The organism is Aeromicrobium sp. 10G20-16 (genome assembly GCF_055809665.1).
In genome coordinates, this window is record NZ_CM147919.1 from 2334948 (window position 1) to 2353137 (window position 18190).

The following is an 18190-nucleotide window of genomic DNA, read 5'->3' on the forward strand; positions in this document are numbered from 1 at the left end:
GCGCACTGCGGAATCGGCTCTGCGGTGACGCTGCCGAGTCGTCGCATGTGCGTAGAATCGATCGGGTCGGCGCGTCGGTTCCAGACCCGACTCATCATCAACGACGAAGGGCGTGCACGCGTGGAGACTCGGCAGTTCCTGGTCGTCCTCGGCCGAGGATGGAAGGCGATCACCGTCTTTCTCGTGATCGGTGTGCTGGTCAGCGGATGGTTGTCGCTGAACACCGCGCCGACGTACTCCTCCCAGTCACGCGTGTTCATCGCCACGCAGGCGGACACGTCGCTGGACGCCCTGCAGAGCGGAACCTTCACCGTGCAGCGCGTCGCCTCGTACGCCAACCTCGCGACCGACGACTCGATCATGAAGCGGGCGATCTCGCGGCTGGGCCTCGACACCACGCCCGAGGCGCTGGTCAAGGACATCACCGCGACCACGCAAGTCGGTTCGGTCGTCGTGCAGATCAGCGCGGTGGCGAAGTCGCCCGAGGACGCCCAGAAGCTCGCCGAGGTCGTCGCCGACGAGCTCGGCAAGCTCGTGGCGCGACTCGAGCGGCCCAGCGATCCGTCGGCCACGCCACCCATCGTGGCGCGGGTCGTCGGCGACGCCACCTTCAACGCCTCGCCCGTCTCGCCCAACACTCCGCTGAACGTGATCGTCGGCGGCGTCCTCGGCGTGCTGCTCGGTGTGGCGTTCGTGGCCCTGCGCGACCTGCTCGACACCACGGTCAAGTCGTCCGACGACGCCGAGGCGGCCACCGGCTCCACCGTGCTGGTGACGATTCCCAAGGAACGCAGCATCGCCCAGAACCCGATCGTCACCCAGGTTGGCGGAAACCGGGAGATGGGCGAGGCCTTCCGCGTCCTGCGCACCAACATGCAGTTCGTCAACGTCGACCGGTCGATGCGCTCGATCGTGGTCACCAGTGCCATGGCCAACGAGGGCAAGACGCTCACCTCGACCAACCTGGCGATCATGCTGGCGCAGAACGGCGTCAGGACGCTGCTCATCGACTGCGACTTCCGCAATCCGCAGGTGCCGAAGATCCTGGGCCTCGAAGGTGCGGTCGGGCTGTCCCAGGTGCTGATCGGCACGCTGACCCTGGGCGAGGCCGTCCAGGCCTATGACAGCGGCATCGACCTGCTGGCCACCGGACGCATCCCGCCCAATCCCGCCGAGGTGCTGCAGACCGACGCGATGCACAACCTGATCGAGGAGGCCACCGAGGCCTACGACGTCGTCATCCTGGACGCCCCGCCCGTCCTGCCGGTCGCCGACGCAGGCGTGCTCGTGGCCCAGGTCGACTGCACGATCCTGGTCACGGCCCACGGCCGGACCCGACGCGACCAGCTCAAGCTCGCCGCCGAGCGGGTGACGCTCGTCGGAGGTCGGATCGCCGGTGTCGTGCTCAACTTCGTGCCGCGTGGCCGGCTGTCCGGCTACGGCTACGGCTACGGCTACGGGTACGGCGACCTGCCCGTCAGCGTTCCTCGACCGTCGGCTGCTCCGGTCGAGAAGGCGGACACGGTGGCGCACGCGCCGGTCAAGGAACCGGGTGCACGGCGCAGCGACCGCTCGGTGCTGGGTAGACGGCGCTAGCTCTCGTGTCATCGCCTGCCATGTCCAAGGTGACCACCTACCTGCCGTCCGCCCCGCGCCACTCGGTCGTGATGTCCGGTGGGCTGGGGAGCGTGCTCGTGGTGGCGCTGGCCGGTCTGTGCCTCGTGGCGACGCAGATCTGGCTCGTGCCGGTGGTCTTCGCGCTGGGTCTGGCCACGGTGGCGGTGCTCGGACTCGAACGGTCGGCGGTCGTCCTGGTCGGTCTCGCGGCGTTCCTGGCACCACTGAACCGCCTGCGATTCGTGGTGGGGGGCAGCGCCTCCATCACGATGGCCGACCTCGCGCTGGTCGCTGCGCTCGGCGTGCTCACGCCGGTCGTGCTGCAGCGACGCCTGTCGATCTCGCCGTGGTTCGTGTCGGGTGCAGTGGGTCTGCTGTCGGTCGGCCTCGTCTCGTCGTTGCTCAGCGAGTCCCCGGTCTTCAGCCTCATCTACATGGCGCGCCTGGTGCTGTGCCTCGCCATCCCGATCGCCTTCGCGTGGTGGAGCCCGGGTCTGCGGCGTATCACCTGGCTGGCGCTCGCCTTCGTGCTGGGCAACAACATCAGCGTCATGTACTCGTTGGTCGACTCCAGCCCGTATGCGCAGATCCGCTCCTACGGGCTCTCGACGCACACGAACAACTTCGGCCTGACCTGTCTGCTCGCGCTGGCCCTCGTGCCGTTCCTGTGGCGGACGGTCGAGGGGCTCGCGCTGCGTGCCGTCGTCGCCGGGTCCGGACTCGCAGCGGCGTACGGCGTCTACACCAGCGGCAGCCGTGCCGGCCTGGTCGTGATCGTGGCGCTGTCGCTGGTGTACCCGGTCATGGAGCGTTCGCTGCGCGTCGCGTGGGCGCTGCTGTTCGCGGTGGCCGTCGGCGCGCTGCTGGCATCGCGGGTCACCGTGGGCGACAGCTCGGCGCTCGGACGACTGCTCGGAGGCAACAACTCCGTGGCATCTGACAACGAGCGCATCGCCGCCCTCGACGCCGGGCTGAAGTCGGTGAACGAGCACCCGATCCTGGGTCGGGGCTTCGTGGGTGTCCTGGAGGTCCACAACATCTACCTCGGCATCACCGTCGCGGTGGGCGTGGTCGGCCTGGTGTTCATGCTGATGATCCTGTGGTCGACCGTGCAGCCGATCGTGGGAGCCGCCCGTCCACAGGCCACGATCGCCTACGCGGCGCTGGCGTACTGCATGTTCGCGGCCCTCTCGACGAATCTGTGGGATCGCTTCGTGTGGATCGTGCTGGCGCTCGTCCTGGCGGCCAATCGACCGGTGGCCGACGAGCCACCCGAGAACGAGGAACCGGAGGGCGTCTCGATGCTGGATCCGTCACCCGCGGGACGGGCTTCGTGAAGGGCCGCGAGTCCGTCGCGGCGTCGGTCTGGCGCCGCGTCCGCTGGGCCGTGCGGGACCGGTTCCCGGCTCGCCCCGTCACCCGCTCGGTCCAGGGCGTCACGCTGGTCCTGCCGTGGTCGCACCGCCTCCCCGACTACACGCGGGTCGTTCCGGCGTACGGGCAGAACCTCGTGCAGCTGGCCTCGGCGTTGTCGGTGCCCGATCGCCCGCTGACCGTGATCGACGTGGGTGCCAACGTGGGCGACTCGGCCGTGCAGATCCTCCATCAGGTGGATGCGCGCGTGCTGTGCGTCGAGGCCGACGACTTCTACCTCGGGTTCCTGCACCGCAACGTCGACGCCGACCCACGGGTCACCGTCGAGGAGTCGTTGCTCTCGCCGGTCGACGGCGACGTCGCCATGGCGCCGGTGCGGGCAGGTGGCACCACGCGCTTCGAGCCCGGGGTGGACGCGGCCACGGCACCGGCGGTCACGCCGCGCCAGCTGCGCGAACGGCACCCGGACTTCACCGACCTTCGACTGGTCAAGTCCGACACCGACGGCCACGACGTGGTGCTGGTGCCCGCCGTGGCGCGCGCGTTCGCGGATGCTCGCCCCGTGCTGTTCAGCGAGTACGACCCCACGCTCACGCGCGGGCACGGCCACGACCCCGAGGCCCTGTGGGCGGACCTGCAGGAACTGGGCTATGTCGAGATGGTCGTGTGGGACAACCTCGGCGACCTGGTGGGCACGTGGACGGTCGACGAAGCCGTCGAGCGGTTCGCCCGCCTCGAGCAGGACGACACCGGGGTCGGCAGCTACTGGGACGTCGCGGTGGCCCACGGTGAGGACGCTGCGGGTCTGGCCGCGCTGCGATCACTCGCGGCCTCGCGCTAGTCCTTCACCAGCTGGACGAGACCGGTCGCCCTTCGTCGTACCCGGCTGAGCTCTGCAGCCCGACCACCGCGCGCTCCTGGAGCTCCTGGATCGACCGCGCGCCGGCGTAGGTGGCGCTGGACCTGACGCCAGCGACGATCTGGTCGACGAGATCCTCCACACCGGGGCGGTCCGGGTCGAGGAACATCCGCGACGACGAGATGCCCTCCTCGAACAGGGCCATGCGGGCGCGTTCGAAGCCCGCCGCGTCACGCGTGCGGTTGGAGACCGCGCGGGCCGACGCCATGCCGAACGACTCCTTGTAGCGCCGCCCGTCGGAGCTGATCTTGAGGTCGCCCGGGCTCTCCAGGGTTCCGGCGAACCAGGAGCCGATCATGACGCTCGCGGCGCCGGCGGCCAGGGCCAGCGCGACGTCGCGCGGGAACCGCACGCCGCCGTCGGCCCACACGTGGGCGCCGACCTCGCGGGCGGCCGCCGCGCACTCGAGCACCGCGGAGAACTGCGGTCGTCCGACCCCGGTCATCATCCGAGTGGTGCACATGGCTCCGGGGCCGACCCCCACCTTGAGGATGTCGGCTCCCGCTGCGACGAGGTCGCGCACTCCGTCGGCCGACACCACGTTGCCGGCGGCGATCGGCACCCGCCGTCCCGTGGTCGCTGCGTGGGCGTCGCGCGCCGCGGTCACCAGCGGCAGCGCGTCGAGCATCTTGTCCTGGTGGCCGTGCGCTGTGTCGACGACCAGGACGTCGATCCCCATGGCGAGCAGCGCCTCGGCCTTGCCGGAGACGTCGCCGTTGATGCCGACGGCCGCGCCGATCACCAGGCGACCGTCCGGGTCGGTGGCCGGGGTGTAGATGGTGGAGCGCAGGGCGCCGATGCGGGTCAGGACCCCCACGAGACCGTCACCGTCGAGCACCGGTGCCAGGTGGACGTGGCGGGCGGTCATCTGGTCGAAGCCGAGGCGGGCGTCGACTCCGGCCTCGAAGGTCAGGAGGTCGGTCGTCATCACCTCGCGCACCTGGGCGAACCGGTCGATCTCCGCGCCGTCGCGCTCGCTGACGATGCCCACCGGCACGTCACCGTCCATGACGACGACCGCGCCGTGCGACCGCTTCGGCAGCAGGCTCATCGCCTCGCCGATCGTCGTGGTCGGCGTGACGGTGACCGGGGTGTCGTAGACCGTGTGCGCTGCCTTGACCCGGTCGACCGTGCCCCGGACGATGTCGAGCGGGATGTCCTGCGGGATGATCGCGATCCCGCCTCGGCGGGCGACGGTCTCGGCCATCCGCTTGCCGGAGATCGCGGTCATGTTGGCGACCACCAGGGGCAGGGTCGTCCCCACCCCGTCCGCCGTCGTGAGGTCGACGTCGAAGCGGCTGGTCACGGCCGACCTGGACGGCACCATGAACACGTCGTTGTAGGTCAGGTCCACCAAGGGTTCGAGGTCGTTGAGGAACTTCACGCGCCGAGTCTAGGCGCTGGTCCTCACGCCACCCCCGGCGCGAACTTGGGGATCCGGACCGTCACCTTGGTGCCGTGGCCGGGCGCCGTGTCGACCACGATGCCGTGCGTGTCGCCGTAGACGGTCCGGAGCCGCTCGTCGACGTTGGCGAGGCCGACCGACGGGCTGCTGGTGCGTCCGGCGAGGGCACCCCTCACCACCTCCGGGTCGGCGCCCACCCCGTCGTCCTCGATCGTGATGAGACACCAGGCGCCCTCGTCGAGCGCGACGATGGTGACGGTGCCGGCCCCGGCCTTCGGCTCGAGTCCGTGGCGCACCGCGTTCTCGACCAGCGGCTGGACCGACAGGAAGGGAAGGCGGACGCTGAGCACCTCGGGCGCGACCCGGGTGACGACCTGGAGCCGGTCGCCGAACCGCGCCTTCTCGAGAACGAGGTACCGCTCGATGGACCGCAGCTCCTCGGCCAGCGTGGTGAACTCGCCGTGCTGGCGGAACGAGTACCGGGTGAAGTCGGCGAACTCCAGCAGCAGCTCGCGCGCTCGCTCCGGGTCCGTGCGCACGAACGAGGCGATCGCGGCCAGCGAGTTGTAGATGAAGTGCGGCGAGATCTGTGCCCGCAGAGCCCGCAGCTCGGCCTCCATCAGCGCGGTCCGAGACCCGGCCAGCTCGGCCAGGGCGAGCTGGCTGGACATCCACCGGGCGACCTCGGTGGTGGCTCGCACCAGCCCGCCGGACGCCTCGTCGCTGTGGACCACGACGCTGCCCACAACCCTCCCGTCGACCGACAGCGGGGCGACCACGATGCGGTCGGAGGCCTGGGTGCTGCCCGTGCGCAGCGCCGCGGCGATCAGCCGTTCGGCGTCCGCCTGCTCGACCCCGGTCTGGGTCGGGCCGTCCCAGGCCAGCGGGCCGGCGGTGTCGGTGATGCCGACCGTGGGCCCGCCGAGCAGGGCCCGCACGTGCGGGAGGGCGACGGCGGCGCTCTCGGCATCGAGGCCGTCCTGCAGCGCTGGTGCGGCGAGCGACGCGGTGTGCAGCGTCGCGTACGTGGCGCGGTCCGACGCGGTGCCGAGGGATCGCCGATGCGTCAGGAACCACCAGCGCGCGAATCCGACCGCACCCACCAGGAGCAGCGCGGCGACGGTGGCGACCGCGGCGTCGCCCACGATCTACCGGAAGTCGAGCAGCATGATCTCCGAAGTCTCGTCGACCTCGGCCATGCTGGACTTGTCGACCCGCGCCCGCAGGCACGTGGTCTCGGTGCGCAGCTGCAGCGAGCCGGTCTGTGCGGCGTAGCTCTGGAACAGCTCGCGCACCTGTGACAGCGCCGACTCCGGGACGCTGGGATGGCGCCGCTCGGCGGCGAACGCCATGAGCGCGGTGAGGTCGAGGCGCTCCCACGTGCCGGCGTCGATGGTCTCGGGGCGGTGGAACAGGCCCGAGGCCGAGAAGGTGTCCGTCGGTGGCGGCGCGTCGTCGCGGGCGCCGATGATCTCGCGCAGCTTGCGCAACCACGGGATGGAGTGGTCGTGGCGCCGCGACACCGTCGAGAGCAGACCGTCGGAGCGCAGCACGCGCGCGAACTCCGCGATGGCCAGGGGTGCGTCGCGCACCTCGGGAACGATGACGACGTCGAAGGCCCGCGAGAGGAACGGCAGGCGCTCACCCTGGGTGCGGACGTACTGGATGTCGGGGTGACGTCGGCGCACGACGTCGTCACCGGCGACGACGACCTCGTGTCCCTGCTCGGCCAGACGGTAGGCGAGGGCACCGTCGCCGAGGTGCAGGACGCACGACAGCTGATCGCCGACCAGCCACTTGGCTGTCCTGTCGTCGGCTGAATCGGTCATTTCCACAGGCTACCCGCCGGGTCGGCGGTCCATGGGTACGCTTCGGGCGTGTCCGATCCGTTCGCCCAGGCCGCCGCACTCGAGGGGGTGCCGTCGACCTTCGCCGCCACCCGTGACGGGCTCGACGCCGTGCTCCGCGACCGGGGACTGCGCCGCTCGACCCCCGAGGACACCGCCCGATCCCTGCTGCTGGGCGCCTGGGCCACCGCCACGCTCGAGGGGTGCGAGGTCAGCGTCGACGAGCTGGCCGGCGGTGGGGGAGACCCGACGGCACGCGCCGCCGTCCGGCTCTCGACCGAGCTGCTCGGTCTGCTCAGCACCTGGTCCACCTCGCCGGTCCAGGCCATCGCGCGGATCCACTCCCTGGCCGCAGCGGGCTCGGTGGAGTCGGTCGACCTCGGCCGCCCGGTGAACGACGCCGGCACCACCCGCCTCGCCGACCTGGGCCGGATGCTCGGCCGACCCACGAGCGCACCGGCGCTGGTCGTGGCGGCGCTGGTCCACGCCGAGATCGCGTCGGCCGCGGCGTTCGCCTCCCACAACGGCGTCGTCGCCCGCGCCGCCGAGCGGCTGGTGCTGGTGTCGCGAGGAGTCGATCCGGCCTCGGTCACCGTGCCGGAGGCGGGCCACGCGGCGGCCGCCCCCGACTACCGTGATGCCCTCGCTGCCTACGACAGCGGGGAGCCGTCGGGGGTGCATCGCTGGCTGCTCTACGCCGCCGACGCGTTCTCGCGAGGCGCGGAGGCCAGCCCGCTCGCCACGCGCCGCTGAACCGTCACCGCGACTGGTGCGGCGCCGCCCGGCGGTAGTGCAGCGCCCGGACGACGTTGCGCAGCGGACCCGTGGGCAGCAGACGGCGAGCCGTGCGTGCCAGCAGCCCGAACTCCCGTGCGACGGTGGTCTCCAGCAGCCGCTCGACCTCGTCGTTGATCGAGATCTCGGCCGGGTGTCGGATCGGGAAGCCCATGGGAGCCGTCTCCGGCATGGCGCGTTCTGACGACGTGCGACTCGCCGACTCGCCGAACCCGATGTTCTTCACCAGCACACCGGACGCCGTGATCGCGATCGACCGGGTCGCGAGGATCGACAGCACCCAGTGGATGGCCCAGGTGCTCTGGTGCTCGGCGGCGGTGTCGAAGGTGCGGCGGAAGTATCGCCGTGCCGCCGCGGTGACCAACCGGTCTTCTGGCGGCCAGGTGGCCGAGGCGCCGGCGCGCACCGGCAGGGTGTCACCGGGGCGGTGCGTGCGCGGCAGCATCTCGCGGTGGGACTGCCAGGCCCGACGCCACGTGGCCCAGCCCCAGATCGAGCCGAACGCCGTGAAGACGTAGTCCTGGCCCGCGTAGGCGGCAGTGTCCGCCTCCGGTGCCGCGCCGCCGATGTGCCAGACGTCCTCGTGGTCTGCGTAGCGCTCGAGCAGCTCGGTGCAGTAGCGGAAGAACGTCAGGTCGGGAAGGCAGTCGTCCTCCAGCACGATGGCTCCCGGTGCGTGCTCGAAGACCCAGTCGAGGCCGAGCTCGATGTTCGCGGCACATCCCAGGTTGACGTCCGAGAACCGTTCGTGCACCGTGCACGGCCAGTCGACCTCGGACACGATCGCGCGCACGGCGGCGATCAGGTCCGGATCGCCCGGATGGGTGGCGCGGGGGCCGTCGACGAGCAGGAACAGCTCCTCGGGCGCCGCCTCGCGGATCCGGGCGAAGACCTGCGCGGTCTCGGCGGGACGGTTGAAGGCGATCAGCACGACGGGCGCGACCATGGATGACAAATTACCGTCTGGCTCGTTGTCTCGGGAGCGGCGCCTCCCTGTATAGGCTGAGCGCTGCGACAGACTCGGTCCGAGATCGGCACAGTCGGAGGTTCGAAGTGGCGGGCGTGGCGTACTGCACGATCCTGACGTCCAACTACCTGCCCAAGGCGATGGCGCTCGCCGACAGCCTCCGCAGGCACGAGGACGGGGCCGTGCTCAAGGTCCTCATGGTCGACGTCGTCACCGACGCGGACCTCCCGGCCGTCGAGGGTGTCGAGCTGCTCAGCGCGGAGGCGTTGGGCCTGCCGCAGCGGGAGTTCTTGCAGCTGGCCACGATCTACGAGCTCGTCGAGCTGGCCACCGCGGTGAAGCCACAGCTGCTGATGCGCCTGCTGGAGACCGCGGAGTCCGCGTACTACCTCGACCCCGACACCTACCTGCTCTCGCCCATGGAGGAGCTGCCGGCCGCACTGGCCGCGGCACCGGGCGGGATCCTGCTGACGCCACACTTCCTGCACCCCCCGGCCGACGACGCCGACATGGGTGTGGCCCACCTGCTCGCGGTCGGTGTGTTCAACCTCGGCTTCTGCGGAGTCGACCGGCGCGCGATGGCCTTCCTGCAGTGGTGGTGGGCGCGGCTGCGCACCGAGTGCCTGTACGAGCCGTTGGCGGGCCTGTTCGTGGACCAGAAGTGGGTCGACATCGGAAGCACGCTGTTCGACGCCACGGCGCTGCGGCACTCGGGCTACAACGTGGGGGTCGGGAACCTGCCGGAGCGACCCTTCGGGCATGACGGCCAGGGCTACCTGAACACGGCCACCGGCGAGCGGATGCGACTGTTCCACTTCCACGCCTTCGACTCCGCGCAGCCCGAGAAGCTCTCGATCCGCCTGCGACACTCGCGCGGCGAGCTGGAGGTCGGCTCACCGGTGAGGAGGTTGTGCGCCGAGTACGCCGAGGCGCTGATCCCCCACGAACGCGCGCTGCCCAGCCCCCCGCCCTACCCGTTCGCCCACGACACCACCGGCAGACGACTCACCCGTCGAACGCGGGCTGCCTACCGCCGCGAGCTGCAGGCACACGGGCAGGACCTACCGGTCCCGTTCCTGGTCGAGGACGCAGCCTCGTGGAAGCAGTGGCGTCACTCGGCGCGGAAGGGTCAGGCCTCGACCGCGGTCGCAGATGTCGCCAAGGTGACCCGGTGGACCTTCGCCGACCAGTTCAACGGCGTCAAGCGACGCTACCCCGCGCTCGCCGACCGCCTCGGTGAGCGCTTCGGCGGCGGCGACGGGCAGTGGGGCTGAGATGAGGTCCTTCAGCGCCGGCGGTCGTCGCCTCGGAGTGGTGACGCTCGACCAGGCGCTGTCCGGTGGGTCCAACCTGCTGATCGTCCTGCTCGCCGCGCAGCTGCTCGACGTCGCGTCGTTCGGTCTGTTCTGGATCGTCCTGCTCACCTACGGACTGATCATCGGTGTGGGCCGTGCCCTGCTCGGCGAGGTGCTGCTGGTGCACTCGGCGGAGTCCGAGGAGAAGTCCGGGGACGTCTTGGCGCTGGCCATCGCGATCGGCGTCACGACCGGTGGTCTGGCGGCGCTCGGCGGTCTCGTCGTGCGGCTGGCCGACGTCCGTCTCGGCGACGCCTTCCTCGTGCTCGCGGCATGCACCCCGTTCCTGCTGCTGCAGGACGTCGGACGGTACGTCGGGTTCGCCACGCTCAAGCCGGTGCGGGCGCTGGTCGTGGACACCGTCTGGCTCGTCCTGCTCCTCGTGGGCATGGGCATGCTCTGGTGGCGAGACGACAGCCAGCTGTGGCAGTTCGTGCTCGCCTGGGGCGCCTCGGGCTCGGTGGCCGGGTTGATCGTGCTGTGGCAGAACCGGTCCCGCCGGTTGGTCTTCTCCCTGAGGTGGCTGCGCCAGACGTGGTCGATGTCGTGGCGCTACCTCGCGTCCTACTCCGCGGCCCAGGGCAGCGCCCTCGGCACCGCCGCGGGGGTCACGGCGATCGCCGGCCCCAAGGTGATGGGCGGTGTCCAGGGTGCGTTGCTGCTGCAGCGCCCGTTCGTGGTCTTCCAGGTCGCCTCGATGGCCAGCGGGGTGGTCGAGGTCGCCCAGGTCCGCCACGACGCCGTTGCGGCCCAGCGACAGGCGCTCCGGATCACGGCGCTCACGGTCGTGGTGGCGGCGGTCAACGGCGTGGTCATCGTGTTCCTGCCCGACTCGGTGGGACGGGCCCTGCTCGGAGACACCTGGAGCGTCGCGAGCCAGCTGCTGGTCCCCGCGGCACTCCAGATGGTCGCCATGAGCGGCATGAGCGGCGCACGCGCGGGGCTGCTGGGGCGGCGTGCCGTGGCGGTGGCCACGCGCGTCGACATCGCCAAGACGGTGCTCGTCGTCGTGCTCACCATGGTCGGCGTCGCGATCGGCGGTGCCGAGGGCGGCATGTGGGCGGTGGTGGCAGGTCAGACGGCGGCCTCGGTGGCGTGGTGGGTGGCGTTCCGACGCAACATCGCCGACCCGGACGGCGCGGGCGCCCCGGCCGACGCCACGCCGGAGGCGCTCGCTGCAGAGGACATGTTGACGACTGAAGGGACCCTTCCGTGATCGTGATGCTGCGCAAGATCGTCCACGCCTACCGGCGGATCGTCGCGACCGTGGTCGGCGAGAACTTCTACACGTGGAAGCGACTCGTCCGGTCGGGTCGCGTGGTCCAGGGCGACCAGACCTACGGCGTGCCGACGGTCCTCACCTACGAGCGCGGAACCGAACGGCTGCTGGTGGGCAACTACTCGTCCCTGGGCGGCACCTACCTGCTCGGCGGCAAGCACTCCACCACCAACGTCACCACGTATCCGCACCGCATCCTGTTCGGCATGCCGGGTGCGGGTGAGGACGGCTACCCGACGTTCTGCGGCGACACGCACGTCGGATCGGACGTGTGGACGTGCGCCGGCTCGTGGATCCTCAGCGGCGTCACCATCGGTGACGGCGCCATCGTGGCCGGTGGGGCCGTCGTGGTGAAGGACGTGCCGCCGTACGCGATCGTCGGCGGGAACCCGGCCCAGGTCATCGGCTACCGATTCACGCCCGAGCAGCGTGAGGCGCTGCTGGAGATCAAGTGGTGGGACTGGCCGGTCGACCGGGTCCGCGAGGCGGTACCCATGCTGGCCCAGGACGACATCGACGCCTTCATCGCCTACGCCCGCGGCGAGACGTCGGTCGGCGAGCGTCAGCCGGACTTGCGCCAGTAGGCGCCGAAGTCGTCGATCGCGACGATCTCGTCGGTGATGCCGTGCTGCTCGCGGTAGTCCAGGACGGCCTGGCCCGCCTGGGAGGCATGGCTGCCGAAGTCGTCGATGATGCAGAAGCCACCGGGTGAGATCTTCGGGTAGAGCGCCTCGAGCGCCTGGATGGTCGACTCGTACATGTCGCCGTCGAGACGTGCGAGCGCCAGCTGCTCCAGGGGCGCGGTCGGCAGGGTGTCCTTGAACCAGCCGACCAGGAACTTCACCTGGTCGTCCAGCAGGCCGTACCGCTCGAAGTTGCGCTTGACCTGGTTGACCCCGACGGCCAGACCGGTCTGCTTGTGCAGCTCGTCGCCGTCGTCGGCCGGGAACCGCGAGCGGTCCGGCTTGGGCAGGCCCTCGAAGGAGTCGGCGACCCACACGGTGCGCTGCTCGTCGCCCCACGCCTTGAGGTTGGCACGCATGAAGATGGTGGCGCCGCCGCGCCAGACGCCGGTCTCGATCAGGTCGCCGGGGATCTCCTCGGTCATGATCGTGGCGATGCAGTCCTGGATGTTGCCCATGCGGCGCAGGCCGATCATGGACTCCGAGCGCGAGGGCCAGTCGAGGCCGGACTCACGAGCCGCCGCGTCGTAGGGCTTCTTGTAGACGATCTCGAGGTCGAAGCGCTCGGCCGCGCGAGCGACGACGGTCGCCATCCGCTTCTTGGCCGACTGCGACCCCTGCCATCGGACACCGCCGACGACCGAGTCGCTGTCCTCGGCGAGGGCGCCGGTGAGGGTGCGCTTCATGAGGTCCAGGTAGAGCTCGCGCAGGTGGGCTGGGTCGGGAGTGGTGTGCGGCACGAAGCGAGATTAGCAATCGCGACGCCTGCGTGTCTCGTTGCACGACTCGGGCCGTCCGGGTCGTGACGAGCCACTAGGGTGCTGCCGTGGGCGACGATGGCGGGGTGCGGGAGCAGCGTGGGACGACACTGGTGGCACGCCTGCTCAGGGCGATCGCGTGGGCGGTCTGGTTGGTGCGTCCCCGCCTGCCGTGGGCGCTGGCGTCCCGGCACGTACAGCGGTCCGTGGCTCGACGGGTCCGAGATCCCGAGGCGCTCGCCGCCGCGCGCCGCGACATGGAGCACCTGGTCGGTGCGTCGCGCCCGGAGCTGGACCTGGACACGTTGGCTGCCCAGCACATCGCCTTCTCGGCCCGCAGTGCCGAGCGTCGCTGGCACCCGCGGCAGCTGACCCGTCAGGTCGTCGAGGGCGGGGAGCACCTGGTCGCCGCCGCCGCGCAGGGCCAGGGCGTGCTTCTCAGCTTCGCCCACCACGGTGAGTTCGCTGGGCTGTTCGCGTCGGTGGCACGCGCGACCGGTGTCCCGATCGAGGTCATGGCTGGCGCTCGCGACATGGCGTCCGGCGGTCCGAGCATGATCCAGCACCTGCGGGTGGTCGGGCGCGGCGGCTCGCTGTTCTCGGCCGCCGTCGGTGTCAGCGGCGTGGTCGACAGGCTGCGGGCCGGCCGGGTGGTCGCGGTTGCGCCGGACGTGCCCGGTGGGAGCGTGGTCACCTTCTCGGGGCGGCGGGTCCAGTGCTCGTCGGGTGCGGTCCGGGCGGCGATGCTCGCCGGTTCCCCTGTCGTCGTGGTCACGAGCCAGCGACATGGTGACGAGTCGGTGCTGCGGCTGGACGCGCCCCTGCTCCCGACCGAGTTCCCCGACGTGGGCGCCCTGCTCGAACAGATCGTGCGACGCCACGAGCAGGCCGTCGTCGCGTGGCCGGAAGCCGCGTACCTGCCCTTGGTCTGCTGGCGCCCGGCGGCCGAGGACGACTGACAAAGCGGCGGCGCCGATCCGTGAGGATGGCGCCGCCTGGCCAGCATCGTGCTCGGTTACCAGGCGTGCTGGATCTGAGTCGTCAGGTCTTCGCTGGAGTGAACCGGTGCGAAGTCCGCCGAGCGACTGTCCCAGTGAGGCGGGTGATCGCCGCGTGGGTACCGATGTGCTGGGCCGCTGTGGAGTTCTGCCCCTTGTCTACGCCTGCTGTGCGCCGGCGTACAGCCCTACTGGCTCGTAATGTTGTGCGCCTCAGTTCACAAGCGCACGCAGGGCGCCCGGGCGACGGTCACGGCGTCGCCGGTTGATGATCGTCGCGGCGGCGAATCCGACGGCGCCTGCCAGCATCGCGCCCGCCGCAGCCTTGCCCACCGTGGTGTCCAGGCCGAGCCGGCGACGCAGGGCGACGGGGCGGTCGAACACCAGGATCGGCCAGTCGTTCTTGGCGGCCAGGGCGCGCAGCGTCTTGTCGGGGTTCACCGCGTAGGGGTGGCCGACCGCCTCGAGCATCGGGGCGTCGGTCTCGGAGTCGGAGTAGGCGTAGCTGGCGGCGAGGTCGTACCCGCGTCGTTCGGCCAGCTCCCGCATCGCGGTGGCCTTGTGGGGTCCGTACGCGTAGAACGACACCTCGCCGGTGTAGCGTCCGTCGGCCTCGACCAGGGTGGTCGCGATGACGTGGTCGACGCCGAGCATGGCCCCGATCGGCTCGACCACCTCCGAGCCCGACGCCGACACGATCACGACGTCACGGCCGGCGGCCTGGTGCTCGGCGATCAGGTGGACCGCCTCGTCGTACACGAGCGGATCGATGATGGTGTGCAGCGTCTCCGACACCACCTGCCGCACGGTCTCGACCGGCCAGCCTGCGATCATCTCGGTCAGGTACGCGCGCATCTTCTCGAGCTGGTCGTGGTCGGCACCGGAGACGGCGAACATGAAGTTCGCGTAGGCACTGCGCAGCACCGCGCGACGGGTGAGGAGTCCGCCGTTGAAGAAGGACTTGCTGAACGCGAGAGTGCTCGAGCGCGCGATGATCGTCTTGTCGAGATCGAAGAACGCAGCCGATCTGCTGGTGCCCGCGGCCGGAGGAGTCACCTGTTCAGGATAGGCCGAGGTGTTCCACAGGGCGCGCGGCCGTGCCGCTGGGTCCACAGCCTCGTCGCCATGGGTCGTCCGCCACGCCGTGCGCGCCGACGATCGGACCATGGAGGACGACGCAGTCATCGCCACCACCGATCACGCGGTGCTCGACGCCGGCATGCGCTGGTGCGCGGCCACCGGCGCCAGGCCGGTCGCGGTCGAGTCGCTCGACGGGGTGCGACGCGAGTGGCGTGCCGCCACCGTCGTGATCGTGGGCCACGACCTCGCCGCCGCAGTCGCCGAGATGGGCCTGTCGCGCCGTGACCACGTGCTCGTCGTGTCCGGCGAGCCCGAGCGCGTCTGGCGTCACGCGGTCGCGCTCGGCGCCTGCGCGGTGGTCGACCCGCTCGACGACGACGCAGCCCTCGCAGCGGTGGGCGCCGCGCTCGACGGTGGTGTCGAGGGGTGCACCGTGGCGGTCGTCGGCGGCAGCGGTGGGGTCGGCGCGACGACGTTCGCGGCGGCCCTCGGGCTGGTCGGTGCGCGCCGCGGACTCGCCTCGGTGCTGCTCGACGCCGACCCGGGGGGTGCCGGCGTCGAGCTCGTCCTGGGCAGCGAGCGGGTCGACGGACTGAGATGGTCGGACCTCGCTGCCGTCGGCGGCCGGGTGTCCGGGGAGTCGCTGGCCGACGTGCTGCCGCGCCATCGCGGTCTCGCCACCGTGTCCTGGCCGGCTGCAGCGGTCGACGTCGAGATCCCCATGGCGTCCGCCGCGGTCTGGTCCGCGGCCGGTCGCGCGTTCGACCTCGTGGTCGCCGACGCACCCCGGGCCATCGACCCGGCCGGCTGGACCCGCTCCCTGCTGGCCGGGTCGGTGCTGACCGTCGTGGTGGTGGGAGAAGACATCACCGGAGTCGGTGCCGCGCGGCGGACCGTCGCGCGGGTGCGCGACGCGTGCGCCTCGGTGGTGGCGGTGTCGGTGGCACGCCGGGGCGGGCTCGGCGCGGCGGCCGTCGAGGAGGCGGTGGGGCTTCCGGTGGTCGCGAGGGTCCGTCCGCATCGTGCTCTGCGCCAGGCGGTCGACCACGGTCGCGGTCCGCTGCGCTCGCGATCGTTGCGCGCGGCCGCTGGCGACGTCCTCGACCTCGTGGGTCTCGAGCGCAGGAGCTCGACATGACGCCTGCGCTCGTCGATCGCGTCCGCCATCGCCTCGTGATGGAGGCCGCCGCACCCACCGCCGCCACGGTCGCCGACGCCCTGCGTGCCGAGCACCAGGTGGTCGGCAGCAGTGACGTGCTGGCGCTGGTCGACCGTCTCCGCAGCGAGATGCTGGGTGCCGGCCCCCTCGACGCGGTGCTCGCGCTGCCGGGCGTCACCGACGTCCTGGTCAACGGCACGGGCCAGGTGTTCGTCGACTGCGGTGCTGGTCTGCGTCCGGTGGAGGTCGGGTTCGAGAGCGAGCAGGTGGTCCGGCGTCTGGCCCAGCGCATGGCCGCCATCGCGGGCCGGCGCCTCGACGACGCATCGCCATGGGTCGACGCGCGCCTGCCCGATGGCACGCGTCTGCACGCGGTGCTCTCGCCCCTGGCCCGCCCGGGCACGGTCATCTCGCTGAGGGTGCCGTCGCGGGTGGTCTACTCCCTCGACGACCTCGCGGAGCTGGGCATGTTTCCCGGCGGCGCCGGCGATCACCTGCGTCGCATCGTCGCGGCTCGCGCCTCGTTCGTCGTCACCGGCGGCACCGGCAGCGGCAAGACCACGCTGCTCGCGGCGATGCTGGGGCTGGCCGATCCGGCCGACCGACTCGTGATCGTCGAGGACTCGACCGAGCTGCGACCGGCCCACCCGCACGTGGTGGGCCTGGAGGCCCGCCCGCCCAACGTCGAGGGGGCCGGCGCGGTCACCGTGCGCGACCTCGTGCGCCAGGCGCTGCGCATGCGCCCTGACCGGCTGGTGGTCGGTGAGGTGCGGGGGGCCGAGGTCGTCGACCTGCTGGCTGCGCTCAACACCGGTCACGAGGGCGGCTGCGGCACGCTGCACGCCAACTCCGCTGCCGACGTGCCGGCCAGGTTCGAGGCGCTGGGTGTGGCGGCAGGTCTGGCCCGCGACGCCGTGCACAGCCAGCTGGCCGCGGGAGTCGACCTGGTCGTGCACCTCGACCGCTCGACCGACCGATCACGGCGGGTGCGCGAGATCGCGCTGCTCGAGGCCGAGCAGGGGTGGGTTCGCGCGGTCTCTGCCGTGACCTTCGGCTCCGGCGGTACCCGTCGGGGGCCGGCACACGATCGTTACCGGGCGCTGGTGTCGTGACGGCCGCGGCGGTCCTCGCCGTCGCGATGGCGGTCGGGCTGGGCCGGCCGTCGGGGCGGTGGCGGCTCCGTCACCGCCTCGCGATGGCGCCACGGCCCTGGTCGATCCCGCCACCCGCGGCTGCCGCGCCGGTGGCGGTCGTGGTTGTCGGGACAGCGCTCGCCCTGGGTGGTTCGCACCTGCTGGTCGTCCTGGCCGCGTCGGTCGGCGGCCTCACCGCCGCCCGGGTCCTCTCCATCGGCAGGCGGCGCTCGCAGGCGCGAGAACGGCGACGCCAGGGCGTCGAGGGTCTGTCGTTGGTGGCCGCCGAGCTGCGCGCCGGCGCACTGCCCGAGGTCGCGCTGCGATCAGCGGCGGCGGAGGTCGAGCTCCTTGGCAGCGCCGCACGAGCCGCCGAGCACGGTGCCGACGTCGTCGCGGCCCTGCGTGAGGCGGGAGCCCGTCCGGGCGCCGAGGTCCTCGTCGATCTCGCCGCTGCCTGGTGGCTGGCCGACCGGGCCGGCGCTCCCTTGGCCGGCGTGATCGGTCGTCTCGCCGATCGCGCTCGAGACGATCTCGACCTCGCGGCCGAGGTCGAGGCCGAGCTGGCTCCGGCTCGCGCGACGGCGCGGCTCATGTCGGTGCTGCCGGTGTTCGGCCTGGCGCTCGGATCCGGGATGGGCGGCGATCCGGTCCACGTGCTGCTGGCCACCGCGGCCGGTGGCGTCTGTCTGCTCGCCGGGGTGCTGATGGCCTGTGTCGGGGTGCTCTGGGTCGAGCGGGTGGCCTCGGGAGCGCCCCGATGACGGCGGCTGTCCTCGCGGCCGCCGCCGTGTGGTGTCTCGTGCCCGTCGGCGCGCGCC

17 protein-coding genes are annotated in these 18190 nt (G+C 71.6%); 11 read left to right on the top strand and 6 right to left on the bottom strand.

Annotated elements, in window-relative coordinates:
• The first annotated feature begins 45 nt into the window (after positions 1–45).
• Genes AC0L5F_RS11785 through AC0L5F_RS11795 form a run of 3 tightly spaced genes read left to right on the top strand, consistent with a single transcriptional unit; the run spans position 46 to position 3832 of the window.
• Positions 46–1596 carry a tyrosine-protein kinase domain-containing protein gene (locus tag AC0L5F_RS11785; RefSeq protein ID WP_473313566.1) on the top strand — a complete coding sequence of 517 codons (1551 nt, stop codon included), beginning with the start codon at positions 46–48 and terminating at the stop codon, positions 1594–1596.
• A 20-nt stretch (positions 1597–1616) separates the two neighbouring features.
• Positions 1617–2954, top strand: coding sequence for an O-antigen ligase family protein (locus tag AC0L5F_RS11790; protein WP_473313567.1), 1338 nt, complete (start codon positions 1617–1619; stop codon positions 2952–2954).
• Positions 2951–3832 carry an FkbM family methyltransferase gene (locus AC0L5F_RS11795; protein WP_473313569.1) on the top strand — a complete coding sequence of 294 codons (882 nt, stop codon included), beginning with the start codon at positions 2951–2953 and terminating at the stop codon, positions 3830–3832. The genes AC0L5F_RS11790 and AC0L5F_RS11795 overlap by 4 nt, the downstream gene beginning before the upstream one ends.
• Before the next feature lie 4 nt (positions 3833–3836).
• Here the strand turns inward: AC0L5F_RS11795 and AC0L5F_RS11800 are convergent, their stop codons facing one another.
• Genes AC0L5F_RS11800 through AC0L5F_RS11810 form a run of 3 tightly spaced genes read right to left on the bottom strand, consistent with a single transcriptional unit; the run spans position 3837 to position 7144 of the window.
• Complete coding sequence (locus AC0L5F_RS11800) at positions 3837–5294, bottom strand: GuaB1 family IMP dehydrogenase-related protein (protein ID WP_473313570.1); 1458 nt, start codon at positions 5292–5294, stop codon at positions 3837–3839.
• A gap of 23 nt (positions 5295–5317) precedes the next feature.
• Positions 5318–6460, bottom strand: a complete 1143-nt coding sequence (locus tag AC0L5F_RS11805) for a sensor histidine kinase (protein ID WP_473313571.1) — start codon at positions 6458–6460, stop codon at positions 5318–5320.
• A 3-nt stretch (positions 6461–6463) separates the two neighbouring features.
• Entirely contained in the window at positions 6464–7144 is a 681-nt protein-coding gene (locus AC0L5F_RS11810; protein WP_473313572.1) for a class I SAM-dependent methyltransferase, read from the bottom strand.
• 48 nt (positions 7145–7192) lie between these two features.
• Between AC0L5F_RS11810 and AC0L5F_RS11815 the strand changes: the two genes are divergently transcribed.
• Complete coding sequence (locus AC0L5F_RS11815) at positions 7193–7915, top strand: Fic family protein (RefSeq protein WP_473313573.1); 723 nt, start codon at positions 7193–7195, stop codon at positions 7913–7915.
• 4 nt (positions 7916–7919) lie between these two features.
• On the opposite strand, the gene AC0L5F_RS11820 is transcribed toward AC0L5F_RS11815, so the two are convergent.
• Positions 7920–8903: a hypothetical protein gene (locus tag AC0L5F_RS11820; protein ID WP_473313574.1), complete on the bottom strand. Its 984-nt coding sequence runs from the start codon at positions 8901–8903 to the stop codon at positions 7920–7922.
• Between the two features lie 116 nt (positions 8904–9019).
• On the opposite strand from AC0L5F_RS11820, the gene AC0L5F_RS11825 reads away from it, so the two are divergent.
• From AC0L5F_RS11825 to AC0L5F_RS11835, 3 genes are read left to right on the top strand one after another with little or no spacing between them, the layout of a single operon-like run.
• A complete protein-coding gene (locus AC0L5F_RS11825; protein ID WP_473313575.1) occupies positions 9020–10198 on the top strand; it encodes a hypothetical protein in 1179 nt (392 codons plus the stop codon).
• A gap of 1 nt (position 10199) precedes the next feature.
• Positions 10200–11495, top strand: a complete 1296-nt coding sequence (locus tag AC0L5F_RS11830; protein WP_473313576.1) for an MATE family efflux transporter — start codon at positions 10200–10202, stop codon at positions 11493–11495.
• Positions 11492–12142 (top strand): CatB-related O-acetyltransferase, encoded by a 651-nt coding sequence (locus AC0L5F_RS11835; RefSeq protein WP_473313577.1) that lies wholly within the window; start codon positions 11492–11494, stop codon positions 12140–12142. The genes AC0L5F_RS11830 and AC0L5F_RS11835 overlap by 4 nt, the downstream gene beginning before the upstream one ends.
• Here the strand turns inward: AC0L5F_RS11835 and AC0L5F_RS11840 are convergent.
• Positions 12121–12981 (bottom strand): TylF/MycF/NovP-related O-methyltransferase, encoded by an 861-nt coding sequence (locus AC0L5F_RS11840; protein ID WP_473313578.1) that lies wholly within the window; start codon positions 12979–12981, stop codon positions 12121–12123. The two genes, AC0L5F_RS11835 and AC0L5F_RS11840, sit on opposite strands and share 22 nt — an antisense overlap.
• Positions 12982–13067: 86 nt before the next feature.
• On the opposite strand from AC0L5F_RS11840, the gene AC0L5F_RS11845 reads away from it, so the two are divergent.
• Positions 13068–13958 (top strand): hypothetical protein, encoded by an 891-nt coding sequence (locus AC0L5F_RS11845; protein ID WP_473313579.1) that lies wholly within the window; start codon positions 13068–13070, stop codon positions 13956–13958.
• 252 nt (positions 13959–14210) lie between these two features.
• Here the strand turns inward: AC0L5F_RS11845 and AC0L5F_RS11850 are convergent, their stop codons facing one another.
• A complete protein-coding gene (locus tag AC0L5F_RS11850; protein WP_473313581.1) occupies positions 14211–15053 on the bottom strand; it encodes an HAD family hydrolase in 843 nt (280 codons plus the stop codon).
• Between the two features lie 109 nt (positions 15054–15162).
• On the opposite strand from AC0L5F_RS11850, the gene ssd reads away from it, so the two are divergent.
• Genes ssd through AC0L5F_RS11865 form a run of 3 tightly spaced genes read left to right on the top strand, consistent with a single transcriptional unit; the run spans position 15163 to position 18133 of the window.
• Entirely contained in the window at positions 15163–16215 is a 1053-nt protein-coding gene (gene ssd / locus AC0L5F_RS11855) for a septum site-determining protein Ssd (protein WP_473313582.1), read from the top strand.
• Entirely contained in the window at positions 16212–17348 is a 1137-nt protein-coding gene (locus tag AC0L5F_RS11860) for a TadA family conjugal transfer-associated ATPase (RefSeq protein WP_473313583.1), read from the top strand. The genes ssd and AC0L5F_RS11860 overlap by 4 nt, the downstream gene beginning before the upstream one ends.
• Positions 17345–18133 carry a type II secretion system F family protein gene (locus tag AC0L5F_RS11865; RefSeq protein ID WP_473313584.1) on the top strand — a complete coding sequence of 263 codons (789 nt, stop codon included), beginning with the start codon at positions 17345–17347 and terminating at the stop codon, positions 18131–18133. The genes AC0L5F_RS11860 and AC0L5F_RS11865 overlap by 4 nt, the downstream gene beginning before the upstream one ends.
• Positions 18134–18190: the final 57 nt, after the last annotated feature.

What these genes read in the sequence shown, in the direction of transcription:
- AC0L5F_RS11785 (WP_473313566.1), top strand. Translation starts at nt 46, where the DNA reads ATGTGCGTAGAATCGATCGGGTCGGCGCGTCGGTTCCAGACCCGACTC.
- AC0L5F_RS11790 (WP_473313567.1), top strand. Translation starts at nt 1,617, where the DNA reads ATGTCCAAGGTGACCACCTACCTGCCGTCCGCCCCGCGCCACTCGGTC.
- AC0L5F_RS11810 (WP_473313572.1), bottom strand. Translation starts at nt 7,144, where the DNA reads ATGACCGATTCAGCCGACGACAGGACAGCCAAGTGGCTGGTCGGCGAT.
- AC0L5F_RS11820 (WP_473313574.1), bottom strand. Translation starts at nt 8,903, where the DNA reads ATGGTCGCGCCCGTCGTGCTGATCGCCTTCAACCGTCCCGCCGAGACC.
- AC0L5F_RS11830 (WP_473313576.1), top strand. Translation starts at nt 10,200, where the DNA reads ATGAGGTCCTTCAGCGCCGGCGGTCGTCGCCTCGGAGTGGTGACGCTC.
- ssd (WP_473313582.1), top strand. Translation starts at nt 15,163, where the DNA reads ATGGAGGACGACGCAGTCATCGCCACCACCGATCACGCGGTGCTCGAC.
- AC0L5F_RS11860 (WP_473313583.1), top strand. Translation starts at nt 16,212, where the DNA reads ATGACGCCTGCGCTCGTCGATCGCGTCCGCCATCGCCTCGTGATGGAG.